This is a genomic window from Chryseobacterium sp. SG20098, assembly GCF_031844745.1.
Lineage (GTDB): Bacteria > Bacteroidota > Bacteroidia > Flavobacteriales > Weeksellaceae > Chryseobacterium > Chryseobacterium cucumeris.
Genome location: NZ_CP134622.1, coordinates 1,531,987 through 1,548,106 on the forward strand (window position 1 = coordinate 1,531,987; position 16,120 = coordinate 1,548,106).

General features: G+C 35.1%; 12 protein-coding genes. 4 read left to right on the plus strand and 8 right to left on the minus strand.

Features of this window, described 5'->3' with window-relative positions; all coding sequences use genetic code 11:
* Positions 1–49: 49 nt before the first annotated feature.
* From RHP76_RS07065 to RHP76_RS07090, 6 genes are all read right to left on the minus strand, one after another.
* Positions 50–685, minus strand: a complete 636-nt coding sequence (locus RHP76_RS07065; protein ID WP_311229822.1) for a hypothetical protein — start codon at positions 683–685, stop codon at positions 50–52.
* Between the two features lie 71 nt (positions 686–756).
* Positions 757–1,260: a GbsR/MarR family transcriptional regulator gene (locus RHP76_RS07070; protein WP_034696386.1), complete on the minus strand. Its 504-nt coding sequence runs from the start codon at positions 1,258–1,260 to the stop codon at positions 757–759.
* A gap of 154 nt (positions 1,261–1,414) precedes the next feature.
* Complete coding sequence (locus tag RHP76_RS07075; RefSeq protein ID WP_311229823.1) at positions 1,415–5,935, minus strand: TonB-dependent receptor plug domain-containing protein; 4,521 nt, start codon at positions 5,933–5,935, stop codon at positions 1,415–1,417.
* Positions 5,936–5,938: 3 nt separating this feature from the next.
* On the minus strand, positions 5,939–8,707 hold the full coding sequence (locus RHP76_RS07080) for a TonB-dependent receptor (protein ID WP_311229824.1): 2,769 nt from the start codon (positions 8,705–8,707) through the stop codon (positions 5,939–5,941).
* A gap of 66 nt (positions 8,708–8,773) precedes the next feature.
* Positions 8,774–11,089 carry a T9SS type A sorting domain-containing protein gene (locus RHP76_RS07085; protein ID WP_311229825.1) on the minus strand — a complete coding sequence of 772 codons (2,316 nt, stop codon included), beginning with the start codon at positions 11,087–11,089 and terminating at the stop codon, positions 8,774–8,776.
* A 12-nt stretch (positions 11,090–11,101) separates the two neighbouring features.
* A complete protein-coding gene (locus RHP76_RS07090; protein ID WP_062672027.1) occupies positions 11,102–11,620 on the minus strand; it encodes an RNA polymerase sigma factor in 519 nt (172 codons plus the stop codon).
* Positions 11,621–11,825: 205 nt separating this feature from the next.
* Here RHP76_RS07090 and RHP76_RS07095 point away from each other — a divergent pair, with 205 nt between their 5' ends.
* The gene (locus tag RHP76_RS07095) at positions 11,826–13,028 is read left to right on the plus strand and encodes a C1 family peptidase (protein WP_120231761.1); all 1,203 of its coding nucleotides are present in this window, start codon (positions 11,826–11,828) and stop codon (positions 13,026–13,028) included.
* Between the two features lie 198 nt (positions 13,029–13,226).
* On the plus strand, positions 13,227–13,391 hold the full coding sequence (locus RHP76_RS07100) for a bacteriocin-like protein (protein WP_157885757.1): 165 nt from the start codon (positions 13,227–13,229) through the stop codon (positions 13,389–13,391).
* A 213-nt stretch (positions 13,392–13,604) separates the two neighbouring features.
* On the opposite strand, the gene RHP76_RS07105 is transcribed toward RHP76_RS07100, so the two are convergent.
* Entirely contained in the window at positions 13,605–14,666 is a 1,062-nt protein-coding gene (locus RHP76_RS07105; RefSeq protein WP_062672031.1) for an NADH:flavin oxidoreductase, read from the minus strand.
* A 165-nt stretch (positions 14,667–14,831) separates the two neighbouring features.
* On the opposite strand from RHP76_RS07105, the gene RHP76_RS07110 reads away from it, so the two are divergent.
* Both RHP76_RS07110 and RHP76_RS07115 read left to right on the plus strand, forming a co-directional pair.
* On the plus strand, positions 14,832–15,224 hold the full coding sequence (locus RHP76_RS07110; RefSeq protein ID WP_047388122.1) for a winged helix-turn-helix transcriptional regulator: 393 nt from the start codon (positions 14,832–14,834) through the stop codon (positions 15,222–15,224).
* A gap of 108 nt (positions 15,225–15,332) precedes the next feature.
* Positions 15,333–15,749 carry a carboxymuconolactone decarboxylase family protein gene (locus RHP76_RS07115; RefSeq protein WP_288442846.1) on the plus strand — a complete coding sequence of 139 codons (417 nt, stop codon included), beginning with the start codon at positions 15,333–15,335 and terminating at the stop codon, positions 15,747–15,749.
* A 28-nt stretch (positions 15,750–15,777) separates the two neighbouring features.
* On the opposite strand, the gene RHP76_RS07120 is transcribed toward RHP76_RS07115, so the two are convergent.
* Positions 15,778–16,101 (minus strand): hypothetical protein, encoded by a 324-nt coding sequence (locus tag RHP76_RS07120; RefSeq protein ID WP_311229826.1) that lies wholly within the window; start codon positions 16,099–16,101, stop codon positions 15,778–15,780.
* Between the last annotated feature and the right edge of the window lie 19 nt (positions 16,102–16,120).

Below are 16,120 nucleotides of genomic sequence, written 5' to 3' on the forward strand. Positions count from 1 at the left end.
TTTTTGAAAATTAATTTGAAATAAAAAAGGATTTTCATCCAGATTTATTTTATTGTAGCTTATTCTTTTTTAAATAGTCTTTCAGCGTATACCAAGTAGAAAATCTACATGTAGTGTCATTAATGGTATCCGATTTTCCTTTATGACAGAAAATATATTCATCTCTTGTGGTACACTCTCCATCTTCAGGAATTTCTCTTATTATATTTTCCGTTTTTACCAAATACGCCCATGCTTCTTTATCCAAAATTTTCAAACTACCATTTTTCAGGCGGAGAAAGTAATTCTTTCCCTTATTAATGATGATTATTGAATCTTTACCCTGATGAAAACATCCTCTTGATTGAAATACCAATTTTGCTTCCGAGTCTTTTAGATTTTCAAAAACAGCTTTTTTATTTTTTTTTAATAAATAATCAGGATTAATACTAACTCTGTATGTTTTAGATTCATCAACTTTTATTTCTTTTTCTATGGTTTCTCCAAAAAGATTTTCATAAACAAATGAATACTTTCCTTCTTTTAAACTGTCAAATTTTATATTGGAATTTAAGAAAAGAGCAGACCCTTCAGGTTCTAGAATTTTGAAAATCTTCCCATCCTTATAGATTTCAATTTTGTACAAATCGTGACGCCCATTATCATATTTATCAGAGTTTTCTATATGAATATCGAAATTTGCCATTACATTTTTCTGACAGCTCATCATCAGAGTTAAAAGACATAGTAATAAAAGGCCTCTCATTTTTCGAAAATTTATTTCAACAGATTGGTAATCTTTCCTACCAGCCAGTGGTCATCACTTTTTATTGCCAGATCCATGATGTTATTGATTTTTCCGGTGACAGAACTGAAATCATTCATCAGCTTGATAAATTCCTGAGCTTCTTCTGAATCTTTATCCTCAATATTTTTTAACTCTTCAAGAAAGGAAATGACAGGCTCTATTTCTCTTTTTCTTCTTTCTTTGGTAATTTGCTTGAACAAATACCATACATCTTTTTCTGCTACAAAATATTCTTTACGGTCGCCTTTTACAAATTCTTTCTTCACGATTCCCCAGTCTATCAGAGCACGAAGGTTCATATTGGCATTTCCTCTTGAAATCTCCAGCTGTTCCATAACTTCATCCGTAGAAAGAGGTTTTCCGCTCGCCAGAAGCAATGCATGCACCTGTGCCATCGTACGGTTGATTCCCCAATTGGTAGCAAAGGTTCCCCAGGTCTGAATGTATTTTTCTTTTGCTTCTGAAAGTTGCATTTTGTTTCCTTTTTAATTTCTGTAACAAATGTAATTATATTTTTTGAATTTTCAATAATTATTGAAAATTAATTTTAGAAAGATTTTCTATGATTCTTGTCAAGGTTTAAAACCTTGACAAGAATCAATGGATAACTGTTTCAGTTTATATAAATTAAGGTTCAATACTGGTTGTAATTCCTTGGTTCCAATACTTAGCTTCCGGCATATAATAGAGGTAAACATTACTTGATTTTCCTGTATACGTTCCTGCAAATTCCACTTTGAGATCAAGATTAATAGTCTTTGTTTCCTCTGCATTGAAATGTTCCCAGTATAAAACCAGATAGTTGTCAAAAATCTCATAGTAAGAAACCTGTTTTTTGTCCACCATATCTTTCAGCAAGGCATTTTGCAGCGTCAATCCTGCCGGGATACCAATTTTTGCTATGGTCATTGGTAACTCGCCATTTATTTTGTTTTTTACGGTAATGGTCATTCTCTTGGTCTCTCCAATTTTTGACGTTACGGATTTTAATTTGGTCTCCATGGTAAGGGGAATATCCTTGCTTTCCGGTGCCTGCAGGGTGTAATATTGATATTCCAGCTTATAAGGAAGTCCTTTTTGTGATGGATAATGAATAGTGATATCATTTTCCCCTGTTTTATATGCTGATGACAGACTTATATTAGGATAAGTATTCGCTTTGTTAATCTTAATAACCGGTTTTTCAGTTCCATACAATTTCTCATTTTTAGAGAAAAAATCAGATAATGCCTGGATTGCCAGTGTTGTGGCCTGTGTAGAGCCGAATCCGAAATAACCATTCAAACCAATAAGCTGATCAGCTGCTTCAGCAATTTTCAACTGGTTGAGTTTCTCATCTTTCTGAAGCGCCATAATATATAATGAAAGTGTCTCCGCATCCGCAGACATTCCCCATGAACCAGTAAAAGTAACTTCAGATTTTACCTTCTTTGTTTCATATTGTTTGTCCAGAATTTTTATCATATCATCATATTCTTTTTGTTTCCCAAGATATGCTGCTGCATTAGCAAGTAAAGCCAATTGATAAGAATCTTTTGTAGCCAAAGCTCTTTTCAGCATTACCTGAAAGGAATCTTCAATTTCATTTTTAAACCCAAGTTTGGACAGAGCATATACAACATACATATTTCTCGACCAGGAAAATTCAGAAAAGTCTTTTTTGGATTCATAGGGTTTTCTTACTTCGAATAATCCGTTTGCATTCTTTTTTGACAAAATAAAAGAGGAAAGTTCCTTGATGAGCTTAGCATCCGGATTCACGTACTTATTTAATTCCATAAATTCCAATAACGCAAATGCTGAAAGGGCGACATCTGATTCTGCGGAGCTGAAATATCCGAAACCTCCGTCCTTATTTTTATAACTCAGCAGCTTCTGGAAGCCTTTTTTCAGATTTTTTATCACCAGATTTTCAGTTGCGGTGTCTATTTTTTTACTTGATTTTAAATAGTCAAGAATAAAAATGTTAGGATATACTGTTGAGGAAAGCTGTTCAAAACATCCATGAGGTTCTTTTTTCAGTTGTTCTATGTCTCCAAACATCTTCAGAGCTGTATTTTCAAATACATAATAGGATGAATACAGGCTTCCATTGATATACTCCGGAATATTGATTTTAAGGTCTTCTGTTTTATTATTAATAATGGAAAACTGATGGGGAAATCCTTTTTCTTCTACTTTAAACGGAAGAATCATCGTTTCTCTGAACTCTCCTGATCTCACCGAAAACTGAATATCAGAATTCACAATCTCATCAGTCTGTATTCTTACCAATAATCTTCCTGATTCTAGGGGTTTCAGGGTAATCAGACTATCAGAACTGATGAGTTTTACATGGTTGGGAACAATGACATCCATGGTCATTTTGCGGGTTTCTGGAGAATTATTTTTAACTACCACAGGAATTGTCATTTGATCTGTTCTCGTCAGGTACTGAGGAATTTTAGTATCTATCGAAATCAGGCTCTGGGCAGCATACGTCGTTTCATCTCTTCCCAAAAGTCCTGATGCAGCAATTCCTTCTGTTATAATTCTGAAAGTGGAATTCGCATCCGAATTATAAAACTCCACTCTGGCCTTCCCATTTTTATCCGTTTCTACTACCGGATTCCAGTAAAGCGCTTCTCTATAGTCAAAACGGTAAGAGGTATTGGTTGTTTTATATTCGGGATAAACAAATTCTCTTGCTCCGGCATATGAAATAAGCTTTCCATAGGGCACAGTTTGTATGGCGAGGTAAGATTTCGGGGTAATATCAATACTTATTTCTGATTTTCTATTTTTAGCTGAGTTGACGATCACCACTCCATTCACAGCTCTGCTTCCATAAATAGCGGTAGCAGCAGCATCTTTTAAAACGGTAATACTGTTGATATCATTTGGATTAATCGTCGTATTAAAATTTTCGACAGGAATACCATCCACAATGAATAAAGGGTTTTTATTGGTAATGGAGGCCGTTCCTCTGATATTGATCTGCTCTCCTGCTCCCGGCTGCCCGGCACTTGTTACCATTAATCCCGCAACTTTTCCACTCAACAAAGAAGTTACGCTGGCATTCTGCATCTCCATAGAAGATGTTATTGTTGTAGAAGCCACTGCTGCTTTATCATTCTTTACACTGTAGCCCACAACAACTACTTCTTCAATACTTGTATTCTTTCTGATTGTATCAGTTTTTGATCTTCGTGATTGATTTAACTGACTGGTATTGTTTTTATTTTCTGTTTTTATTTCTTCTTTTCGTTCAGCTTCCTTTACAATTTCTTCTACGTCTATGTTGGTAAGTTTCTGTTTTACTAAAGGATTAATATCCAGATTGTAAGACAGAATTTTGATTTTCAGCTGATGTTTAGGCTGAAAGGACTTTGCAATAATTTTATAAGAATTATTTGCATTTAAATCCGAAAAATAGAACTTTCCATTTTCTGCAACGGCCTGCTTGAGAATCTTTTTATTATAGATATCCAAAAGAAAAACATCTGCTTTCACCGGTTTTTTGTTTTCATCTTCTACCACGCCATAGATTGTGTTTTTCTTTTCAGGAAGGTATTGGTATTTATTGGTCTTCAGAATTTCCGGAATAGGCTCAAAATATCGGTAACCGTTTGTCAGCATCACAAGATCTAAGCTTTTATCTGCTTTTTCTTCTTTTTTATCGAAATAAAACTGAGGCCTTTCAATTTTCCCTTTGAGCTCAGAATCCATCAAAAGCCAGGAAATAATATGATTCTGTCTGTCGTCAGCATAGGTCCATAGTTTATCATCTACTACGCTTACTCCAAGATTAGCAGGAACAGGTTTGTTATTCTCATCCGTGGTTTCAATGTCCAGAACCACCTTTTCTCTTGGCAGATAATGTTGCTTTACAGGGGTAACTTTTATATTCAGATGGTTTACTTTATTGGTAAAAACAATCCTTTCTGCAAGCGGCATACTGTTTTCCAGAATGGTAAACCTACAGATTCCTGTGGGGAAATTCTTTTCTGCAATTTCCAAAGAATTCATTCCTTTTTTCAGCGAAATGATTTTGCTGTAAACGTCTTTTCCGCGGAAACTTCCCAACAGGGTAATTGTTTTTTCCTGGGTAGAAAATATCGTAAAATTCAGGTTTTTATTTTCATTCCGAATATTTAAAACCAGTCCTTCATTTTTTGCTGCCGGGAGATCAAAAGTCTGGGTAATATTTTCCGGCTTTACAACTTTTGCATAGTAATTTTCTCCATTTTTCGGGGTAAAAAGAAAGCTTCCCATTCCAAAATTATAGGCTGAAATTTCTTTTATTTTTTCATGATTCTGATTGTAAACAGCCAAGACAGCATCTACAGGCTTTTCAAACTCATCCAGAATTTTAAAGGCGATATTCTGTTCTATTCCATTGATAAAAGTTCCGCCTTCCGGTAAGAATTTCACATCCAGATTATTCAGAACAACAGGAATATTTCTGGAGATAGATTCTGTAAATCCATCAAAATTCACTTTGATATTCAAAAGAGCATCAGAGGATTTCAAAACTTCAGGAAGCTTAAAGGTCAACAGTTTTTTACCTTCTTTATCGGTAATGAGTTTTCCTTCTGAAATAGTTTCTCCGTTGTGCATTATGGTATAATCAGCTTCATAAAAAGGAATCGGAAGATTGCTAAGACTTCTCATTGAAAAATCTGCACTTACCTCATCTCCCGGGCCATATCCTTTTTTAGGAAAATCAAGCTTCATTAAAATTCTTGGTGATACAATTTTCTGGAGGGTAATTTCTTTTTCGAAGGTATTTTTTCCTTCTTCATTCTGCATCCAGTTGGTAAAAGCTCTGATTTTATAGATCCCCCCCTTCATGTCTTCAGCAAAATAGAAGTCTCCCTGGGCATATCCATTGGTAATTTCGTATTTCAATTTTCTCACAACACTTCCTGCAGGATCTGTTATTTCGAAATTTACGACCCTGCTTTCTTCGACCGGTAAATTATTGTTTCCTTTTACAACATATATTTTAAAATACATTTGCTCCCCAGGTTTATAAAAAACATGATTGGTCTGAATGTAGGTCTTTTCTTTTTCAAAATCCTGAAATGGTTGCTGTCCTTTCACAGAAAAGGCTGAAAACAATAAGCACAGCAAGATGATATAGGTGGATATAAACTTGAGATTCATGAGTTAAAATTTAAGTGAAACAATACAGCCAAATGTTTTAAAAGAGGGAAGATTAAAAAAATCAAGTCCTCTTCCATTATTCATATCGTAGAAGTTCTGATTAGGATCTGCGCCTTTATTAGCCTGCCAAAGCATGATATTATTTACATAAAAAGTCAGTCTGAGAGCCTGTTTATTATGGTTAATCGGGAAATCTGAGGAAAGGGATATAGTATTGATTCTTATATAATCTGCTTTTTGAACATAATTTTCAGCCACCCCTAAATAACCGTACCTCGACCATCTGTTTTCCATAACATCCTTGTTGGGATCATAGAAATCCACAGGAATCTGGTTGACAGTTCCATTGGCCTGTACGCCTTCAAAAATATAATTTTTGATATTCCTTTCTTCTCCCGAGCCATAAGAACGTCCGTAATAATCAAGGACAGCCTGGGTTCCGTTCCAAAGATGCCCTCCTTTTTTACATTCCCAATTGATATCTAAAGACCAGTTTTTATAGGCAAAACTGTGGTTGAATTTCATCACAAAATCCGGTGTAGGATCTGCAATAATTTTCATTCCGTCTGCTTTTTTAGGAAATCCAAACTCATCAATGACCAATTGTCCGGCTGCATTTCTTTCAAAGTAACTGCCCATCACAGCACCCAAAGCCTGACCTTCCGATAGTGTTTTATAAATGTCTTTAAATCCCGAAACGGCAAGGTTCTGATATCCGGGAGCCGTGCGGTCTACAATATCTTTGTATTTAAAGAATGAAACTTTATTGGTGATATACAAATCATATCCAAGCTGCAACTTTTCGTAAGCAAAATTGAATTCATATCCGCTGTAGGTATGATCTGCTACATTCTTTAACCTCAGCTGATTGTTTTCAAAGACAGGAAATATATCGTCAGTATTCTTTTTATTAAAATATTCTCCATCTACACTTATTTTATACCCAAGATTCAGCCTGGCTCCAATTTTCCATTCCTGTGTATTAATATTAGATAAACCCCGGAAGCTTTCTACTTCCTGCACCGGAAAGTATTGATTGTAATTCTCTGCTTTCAGCAAAGTAGTAGAATACGAAGCATAGGATCTTGTAATTTCCGGCTCGGAGCTTAATTGTGTGTAGCTTCCCAATAATTTAAAATTGTAATTATACCAATTGAAGATGCCATTGAACTTCAAATAAAAGTTAGCTTTTGGAAGCCAATAATTATTTTTAAGTGAAGTATTGGAAATATAAAATGAATTCCCAAGATTAAAACCTGCTTCAAAATCATAATCGCGGATGTTCATATTATAATTAAAAATATGATCCTGTGAAGTTCTCTGATAGAAATATTTTTGATAAGTCAGGCTGTTATAAATGTCGGATTTTTTATCATTTAAAATAAAATTCAGGCTGAAAGTATTTCTAAAGTCATAATCTCCCAATGAATAAGAGCCCTGTATATTGGAATGATAAGAGCTGTTGTTTTGAATCCTTTCATTCGATACACCGCTGATGAAACCATAAGTAGAAGGTTTATATTGATCCTGATTCCAGATCGTAATACTTTCATAGGACTGAGTAATATTCCATTTAAATTGATCCCAGTCTTTCGCTACGTTGAGACTAAACTGTCTGTCCCGATTCTTATAGCGGTATTTGCTATCCTGTGCAAAAAGGAATGAAGGATTGTCTGCATATTTGCTGTAGCTTCTCTGTAAACCGTTATTCAGCAAAGTATTTTGTTCATTTGAAAAAGAAACCGGTGTTAACAATGAGTTTTGGTAAGCTCTGCTGAACAGGCCTGTTCTATTGGTATTCGTAGCTTTATCTTCTTCGTAATTAAAAGCCAGATTAATGTAATACCTACCCAAATCTGCATTCAGTTTTGCTTTAAGGGTATTGGTAATATCAAACTGGTCAATAAAATACATCTGATTCTTTTGCTGCCCCAGATTCAGTGCAAGACGGAGTTTTTCATTGTTACCCTGTTGTATAAAAGCATTTACATTCAACTGGTTATTATATCCTACTGTGGTTTTAAAAAGGTTATTATTATATCTTTTTGCACGCTGAAGTCCATCAATCCACGGAATCAGTTTTCCATTCTGATCGTACTCATAAGGCAATCCATTAAACCCAAGTGTAGATAGATCTGGTCCAAAACTGAACATTTCATACGTTTCAGGACCTTTCCAAGCAAGATTTCCATTTTCAGATCTTCCCTGAACATAGTTATTTTGAGTCTCCGGAACAGCATTCCTGCTTTTAATATCAAAAGACATGGTAAAGCTTCCGTTAAAAAGCAAAGTTGTCTTATTGATCCTTTTTAAAACATAAACACTATCATTCTTCTGCTTTAATTTTCTTATTTTATCAAAATAAGAATGTGATCTTTTACTGAGTTGGGTTTTAGTTTTTTCAATACTGAAATCGTCTTTAATCTCCTTTGAAACAAGACTGTCATAGGCTTTACTGTAAATATTATCTACACTTTTATTTCCTGTCTGATTTTCCAGAATCGTTTTTAATTCCCTGAGTTCATAAGAAGAAATAACATGGGTATTTTTCCCTTGGTTCCATACAAGGGTATCATAAGGCTTGGCAGCGATGATGGCAAACCCTTTCTCATCAGTCAGTTCATAGATACCGCTGTTCTTATTATAAACCTTTAAAAAATTCTGTTCTTTATCCTTAGATGTTAAAAATTTTCCAGAATAGTACAATTGTGAATTTTGTGCCTGTAATAGAGTAATCGTAAATGGCAGCAACAGCAAATAATTCTTTTTCATCAGTTATTAGTATGCTTAAAAATATAAAAAAAGAAATTTCCGGGGAAATTTCTTTTTTTAAGATAATTAATTTTTTATGACCTTAAATGTTTCCCATTGATCATTAGTATGAATACGGACAAGATAAATCCCTTGAGGATAAGAAGTTAAATCAATTGTATTTTTACCTTCCGGAAGTTTTTCTTTTCTCATAATAATCTTTCCGGCAAGATCATACACAAACAGTTCTTCAATTGGTTTTCTTGTTTTAATCTGCAGCTGACCTTTTGTAGGATTTGGAAATAGCACAGTTTTAATATCAATCTGACTGTCAATTTCTTTTTCCATTTTTTTGTTGATGTTATCATTTGAAATTCCTGCGCTGCATTTTGGCAAAACAGCTCTCTGAAGGATTAATCTTAATAATAAATCATTCAGTTTTTCAACTTCATAAGAATCTATGATAGGTTTAATATGGCTGTTTCCTATTCCACTGTCATCTGTAAGGAACGTATAGGTTCCATTGGTGAGTAAAGCAAATGTACGCATCAGATATTCTGTTTGTTTATCGGTATCACTGGCTGCCAATGGTATAATGGTAATCCCTTTCTTTGTCGCAGTCTTTATTGCTCTGTATAAATCCTTTATATTCTGCTCCGAATGGTGTGGAGGAGCATCCAGAATTAAAAACATAATTTTCGTTGAATTTTCATCACTCCACTTCAGCTCATCAACAGAAACTTCCAATGCTTCAACAACCGCTTCCGGTGTATCTCCGCCACCCCCAGCGTTCTGTTTTTTAATAAACCCAACAAGATCTTCTGCATTATCAGAAAAGTCAAATTTTCGGGTCACATATTCATCTCCCTGATCTCTATAAAAAACTGATCCATATCTTACCGTTGTATTTTTAAGCTGTCCTTCAATCTTTTTCAATACATCCAAAAGTTCAGACTGGAGATAAGAAATTTCATCCCCCATAGAACCTGTAGCATCAACTACAAAAGCAAGATCCAATACACGCTTTTGCAGACAGTGTTTATCAAGAATAATCAGGTTTTGTCCATTTTTAAAGGTTCTGAGATTACTACTGATGATCTGCCCTGAACCATCAGATAAATAATATTTCTCTGAGTCAGGTTTCTCATCAGTCATCGGTGATATCCATAATTCCACATTGCCCAGATTATCTGAAACGGCTTCCCAGATAATATTTTTCTTATCATCCAATAGTTTTATTTTCTCCCCTGTTACCGGTTTTCTGTCTTTATTGACCAACTGAACTGAAATCCTTTTATCAGGAAAGAATTTCCATGTATTTTTATACTGATCCAGTGTAGGAACTGTAATATCTTTCCAATAATCCCACTTAGAAAAATCGTTAACTTCTCCTGCTGTGAGCTGGCCTGCTTTGGGAAGTTCTTTTTCAGGTTCTTCAGCTTCTTTTAGTATTTTCTCAGCATTATCTGAAGATAACTTTTTGAGTTTTTCTATTTCATCGTTAGATAAGCCTTTTGTGGTCATTATAACAACTCCGTTATTAGCTTTGCTTCCATACAGGGCAGTAGCTTCAAGCCCTTTCAGTACTTTTAATTCTTTTATTTTTTTTGGATCCAGAGTATTTAAAAATCCAGATTCTCTGCCTAAAACAACTCCATCAACAATATATAAAGGAGCCGTCGAGCGACCATCTATACTTCTTAAACCACTTATTAATATTGCATCATGCTTTTTAATTCCGGTTGACACTTCTAACCCGGCAACTCTTCCAGCCAGTGAAGAAACGGCAGCCGGAGCATGCACAGGAATTTTATCTGTAGAAGCAATCATAACTGTTGAAGATGCTGTAACGGACTCATAACTCTTTTTAATCCCATACGCCGTGACAACAACTTCATCAATTTCTTGTGTTTTTAAGGTATCACTGTATATCTGAGGCAGAGATGCTGTTACTCTCTCAGAAGCTTCCAATGGCGGTATATTACAGATAGGATGAGATTTATAAGGATCTATTCCTGCAAATGATGAAGATTTAGGTTCTGTGGGAAGAGGTACTGTTACAGGCAATTCTTCTTTTCTGATATTCTCCTTGATGGTCCTGTCTATCTTTGCAATATCTGTTTTATTAATCGGGCCACCTGAGTTTGTATTCTCTGCAATTACAGGCTGTAAAGGTTCTGCAGTCTCTTTTTTATTCATAAAGTAAAAAGCCCCAAGACCAATCATCAAACTTGCTGCAATACCATAGGGCAGCCAAAGAGGAATGATTCTCTTTTTCTCTTCTTTTGTATCTAATTTCTCTTCAACTTTCCCCCATACCTTCTCAAAACCAGGAAAAACAGCTGGCTCTTCTGAAAGTCTGGAAGCTTCATTGAATTGTTGATCTATATGATTATTTTCCATTGTTGTAAAAGTTTAAATGTTTTGATTCACTAGAAGTTCCTGCAGCTTTTTTCGTGCAAAATTGAGCTGGGATTTTGATGTTCCTTCGCTGATGGAAAGCATGGTGGCTATTTCCTTATGAGGATATCCTTCAATAGCAAAAAGATTAAAGATAGCTCTGCAGCCTTCCGGGAGAAAATTCAGTAAGCTCAGAATATCTTTTTCCAGGGAAAGGTTTTCCGTTGTTCCTTCAGAATGATCGGTGAAATTTTCTTCCAGGGAAATAAACAGTCCTTTGCTGGATCTTAGTTTCTGCAGGCATTCATTTACCGCAATTTTTCTTGCCCATGCTTCAAAGGTATCGGCATTCTGAAGCTGGGTGATTTTCGTGAAGATTTTGTAGAATGTATCGGCCAATACTTCTTCGATATCTTCATCGTTTTTCAAATAGCGTTTGCAGACTGAGTAAAGCCTGCCCGCCATTTTCTCGTAAACTTTTCGCTGGGCATTGCGGTTGTTACGCTGGCATTCCAATAATAATTCTTGTTCCATAGTCAGGAGTTATACTATTATAGATGCAGAAACATTTGTGAGGGTTGGAAACATGATCAACATTTTTAAGCAAAGGGGCAAATGAGCTGATATGCCTATATTATTTCACCCTTTTTGTAATTTTTTTAATTTCAAATTTAACTTTTCCATCTGTAACAAATCTCTACTATCAACGACTTTTAATATAAATAATCTTTTTATAGTAATGAAAAATGCCAAAATTGCATCATTACTTTTTGTTTTGTCTGCAGGAAGTATGATGTTTGCCCAAGATGACTTAATCAACAAGTTAAAAAACAACCAATCACAAAATGCTAATTTTCAGTTCACAACGTTAAAAGACGTGGGTGCAACTTCTGTAAAGAACCAGGGTTCATCAGGAACTTGCTGGAGCTACTCCGGAAACTCTTTCCTTGAATCTGAAATGCAGAGAATGGGCAAAAAACCTGTAGATCTTGCTGAAATCTTTACTGCAAGAAATTCTTACCACGATAAAGCAAAATTATATGTTTTGAATAATGGCGCTATCAGCTGGGGTGACGGAGGAGAACTTCACGACGTAATCAATATGTACAAAAAATACGGAGCAGTTCCTCAGGATGTTTACACAGGATTAAAAGCTGGACAGACTACCAATAACTTCAAGGAAATGCAGGGCAAACTGAAACCAGTTCTTGACAGCCTTGTTCAGGCTTCTTCAAAAGGAAAACTGACAGATAACTGGATGGATTCTGTAGATGCTATTCTTGATGAATATTTAGGCAAAGTACCTTCTAACTTCACATATGAAGGGAAAAACTACACTCCGAAAACATTTGCTAAAGAAGTAGTAGGAATCAACCCTGAAGATTATGTGGAATTATCTTCTTATAAAGATTATCCATATTTTCAGAAATTTGTAGTTCCGATTCCTGATAACTGGAGCCACGATTCTGATTGGAATGTTCCGATGAAAGATCTTACTGCAATTATTGATAACGCTGTAAATAAAGGATATTCTGTAGGTTGGGCAACGGATGTTTCTGAGCCTTATTTCTCTTACAAAAACGGGGTAGCATACGTTCCGGACATGGATCTTGACCAGATTACTGCAGAGAACAAGCAGACTTTGTTTACAGAGCCTAAAAAAGATAAAACGATCACTGAAGACATGCGTCAGAAAGCACTTAACAACCTTTCTACAACGGATGACCATGGGATGCACATCGTAGGTTTGGCTAAAGATCAAACGGGTAAAGAATATTATATGGTGAAAAACTCATGGGGAGTAACCAATGACTTTGCCGGATATCTGTATGTAACAAGACCTTATGTTGAATATAAATCAACAGCAATACTTGTTCACAAAAATGCAATTCCCAAAAGCATCTTAAAGCAATTGAAACCAACTAAGAATATTGGTTTATAAGATAAAGAAATCATTTCTGCCATTTAATTAAAAGGTAGTTTTAGATATTTAAATCTGTTAAAACCCGCTTCTGGAAATTCCGGAAGCGGGTTTATTTTTAGAATATGTTATTTGAAAGAATATATTCCCATTTTTGCGCAAAATATTGTTTGATTTACAAAAAATATTATATTTGTATAAATCAACAAACTAATTAACATGAAAAATCTAAAGAAATTAACAAAATCGACATTAAAGAACATCATTGGAGGAAATGCTCCACAATGCGAAGGCGATACTGTTGCATGCCGACATAAAGCTGAAAATGGTGTTCCTGCCTATTGGTCATGTGAACCCGCTGCAACAGGATGCAGATTCTTATAAAATGAATTTAAGCTTTTAGAAAAGAAGCAAATAAAAACCCGATTTCAGAAATTCTGAAATCGGGTTCTTTAATAAATAGGTGAAAATTAAATATAAAATAAAGTGAATTACGCTAATTTATGACCATATTGAATCATCAATTCCTCTTCCCAAGTGAATAAATTATGCTGTTAAAAAACCACTGCGAAACAAATTCACAATTCATTATTGATATTAAAATAAAACGCCCATACTTTCTGCTGAAAAATCAAGAAGGGCTTCCGTATTACCATCTTTGATCTTCTGTACCCACTGGTGATCCTGCAAAATAGCTCTTCCTACTGCAACAAGATCAAATTCCTCATTATCAAGTCTTCTGATTAGTTCTGTAAGATCTCTTTTTTCTGTTCCCTGCCCTGCAAAAGCATTAAGGAAATCTCCGTTCAAGCCTACAGAACCTACGGTAATAGTTGGCTGCCCGGTAATTTTTTTTGCCCATCCTGCAAAGTTTAAGTCAGAACCTTCAAATTCCGGTTCCCAGAAACGACGCTGTGAACAATGGAAAATATCTACTCCAGCTTCTTTTAATGGTAATAACCACTCTTCCATTTCATTAGGAGTAAATGCCAGTCTGGTTTTATAATCTTGCTGTTTCCATTGTGAAAGGCGGATAATAATGGTAAAATCCTCTCCCACTGCTGCTCTGATCGCTTTTACTACTTCTACAGCAAATCTGCTTCTTTCTTTCAATGTTTTACCGCCATATTCATCGGTTCTGGTATTGGTTACTTCCCAGAAAAACTGGTCGATAAGGTATCCGTGTGCACCATGAATTTCAATACAGTCGAAACCAAGGTCTTTTGCTGATTTTGCAGATGCTGCAAACTGCGCAATGGTATCCTGAATATCTTCAATAGTCATTGTTGAAGCCTTTTCCATTGGAACCAACGGATAGTCTTCAGACATTCTCGTATCTCCTACGTGCCAGATCTGAGGTCCCATTTTACCTCCATTCTGATGTACAGTATCAATAACATTTTTCCAGCCGTTTAAAGCTTCTGTACCATAGAAATCAGGAATATTCTGCATATTTTTTGATCCCGGTCTGTTGATCACAGTTCCTTCAGAAAGAATCAATCCTACTTCTGAAGCGGCTCTTCTTCCATAATAATCTGCGATGTTCTGTGTAGGAACTCCATTGTCAGACTGTGCTCTGGTCATTGGAGCCATTACAATTCTATTTTTAAGCTGTAAATTCTTGTATTGAAACGGTTTAAATAATGATGATGTGCTCATATTTAAATTTATATTTTATAACTGTTACACAAAGTAACTAATAATAGTTCACTTTTGTATCTTTTATATAAAAAATAGTGGTAACTTCGCAGTAACTTACATTAGTAACATCAAAGTAACATATGAAACTGCAGTTTCATATGATATTAAAATAAAGATCTCTCTATGAAAAAGAATGAATTAATGCAATACAGCTGCCCTCTGGGTAAGGCAATGGCCGCTTTGGGAAGCAAATGGAAACCCATTATAGTTCTTGTTATCAAGGACAGGAAGTTACGTTTCGGGGAACTGGCAGTACGTATTAATGTTATTTCCAGAAAGGTACTGACTGATCAGCTTAGAGAAATGGAAACCGATGGATTGGTTATTCGTGAAGAGTTTAAAGAACTTCCTCCAAGAGTGGAATATTCTCTTACAGAAAAGGGATTGGCTTTGCTTCCTATTTTATATTTACTTGAGGAGTGGGAAGCAAAATATCAGGTGAAAGGACAGCATGAAGATAAAGATTGTGCTTTTCTGAATGAAGATGTAAAAAATAAAAAGGCTGTCAATGTGTGATAGCCTTTTATCTTGGATAGCACTTTCAAAAAGGTAAGTATATCACCAAAATGTAAGTATATAGTTTCAAAACCATTTCTGATGCAAATTTGCAGAAAAAATTGCATTATGAATTACAAAGAAATTGCAAAAGAAACGATTGGAAATCTGTACAGAGCCCATAACAGCATTAGAAAATCCGGTATTGATGAAAAACTGATTGCCTTAGTGGAGCTTCGGGTATCTCAGATCAATGGATGTGCCTATTGCTGCAGTTATCACGCTAAAGAACTTTCTGATTTTGGCTTTGAACAAGATTTCATCAACAGACTTTCGGGCTGGAAACACACCAATGTCTTTAATGACCAACAAAAGCTTGTTTTAGAATGGGCAGAAGCTGTCATTTACAGCAAAGATAATTTGGAAAGCACCAAAGCAAAGCTGATAGACCAATTTTCAGAACGAGAGATTGTAGAGCTTACCGCAAGTATTACCTTGATGAATACATTGAATAAGTTGAGGATTACTTTAGCTGAAGAGAATTAACCAACAAAAGCTGCTACTATAATGACTTTTATTTATGAGTTGATAATTTATTAAGTTTCATTTGGACGCTTTCATGATAACTACCATTAATATAATTTACAAATCCTTTCTCTATGACAGCTTTTGAACCTGCTTTAGGAATTGAATCTCTGTATTTAAAATAAACGGTATCATTCTTTAACTCATAACTTCCACTATATACATCTTTATCCCGCACCATTCCCTGAGAAATAAATTCAAAACTGTTATCATCATACATTTTCAAATAGATCCAGCCTAAAGGTGCTTCTCTGTCGGCAAGTAAAACTTCTTTCTTATCTTCTTTTTTACAACTGATAATTATTAATATCAAATATAAGAGTCTAATTTTC

Excerpts from the sequence above, each read along its gene's own strand:
- RHP76_RS07065 (WP_311229822.1), bottom strand. The coding sequence starts at position 685 with ATGGCAAATTTCGATATTCATATAGAAAACTCTGATAAATATGATAAT.
- RHP76_RS07070 (WP_034696386.1), bottom strand. The coding sequence starts at position 1,260 with ATGCAACTTTCAGAAGCAAAAGAAAAATACATTCAGACCTGGGGAACC.
- RHP76_RS07075 (WP_311229823.1), bottom strand. The coding sequence starts at position 5,935 with ATGAATCTCAAGTTTATATCCACCTATATCATCTTGCTGTGCTTATTG.
- RHP76_RS07080 (WP_311229824.1), bottom strand. The coding sequence starts at position 8,707 with ATGAAAAAGAATTATTTGCTGTTGCTGCCATTTACGATTACTCTATTA.
- RHP76_RS07085 (WP_311229825.1), bottom strand. The coding sequence starts at position 11,089 with ATGGAAAATAATCATATAGATCAACAATTCAATGAAGCTTCCAGACTT.
- RHP76_RS07090 (WP_062672027.1), bottom strand. The coding sequence starts at position 11,620 with ATGGAACAAGAATTATTATTGGAATGCCAGCGTAACAACCGCAATGCC.
- RHP76_RS07095 (WP_120231761.1), top strand. The coding sequence starts at position 11,826 with ATGAAAAATGCCAAAATTGCATCATTACTTTTTGTTTTGTCTGCAGGA.
- RHP76_RS07100 (WP_157885757.1), top strand. The coding sequence starts at position 13,227 with ATGAAAAATCTAAAGAAATTAACAAAATCGACATTAAAGAACATCATT.
- RHP76_RS07105 (WP_062672031.1), bottom strand. The coding sequence starts at position 14,666 with ATGAGCACATCATCATTATTTAAACCGTTTCAATACAAGAATTTACAG.
- RHP76_RS07110 (WP_047388122.1), top strand. The coding sequence starts at position 14,832 with ATGAAAAAGAATGAATTAATGCAATACAGCTGCCCTCTGGGTAAGGCA.
- RHP76_RS07115 (WP_288442846.1), top strand. The coding sequence starts at position 15,333 with ATGAATTACAAAGAAATTGCAAAAGAAACGATTGGAAATCTGTACAGA.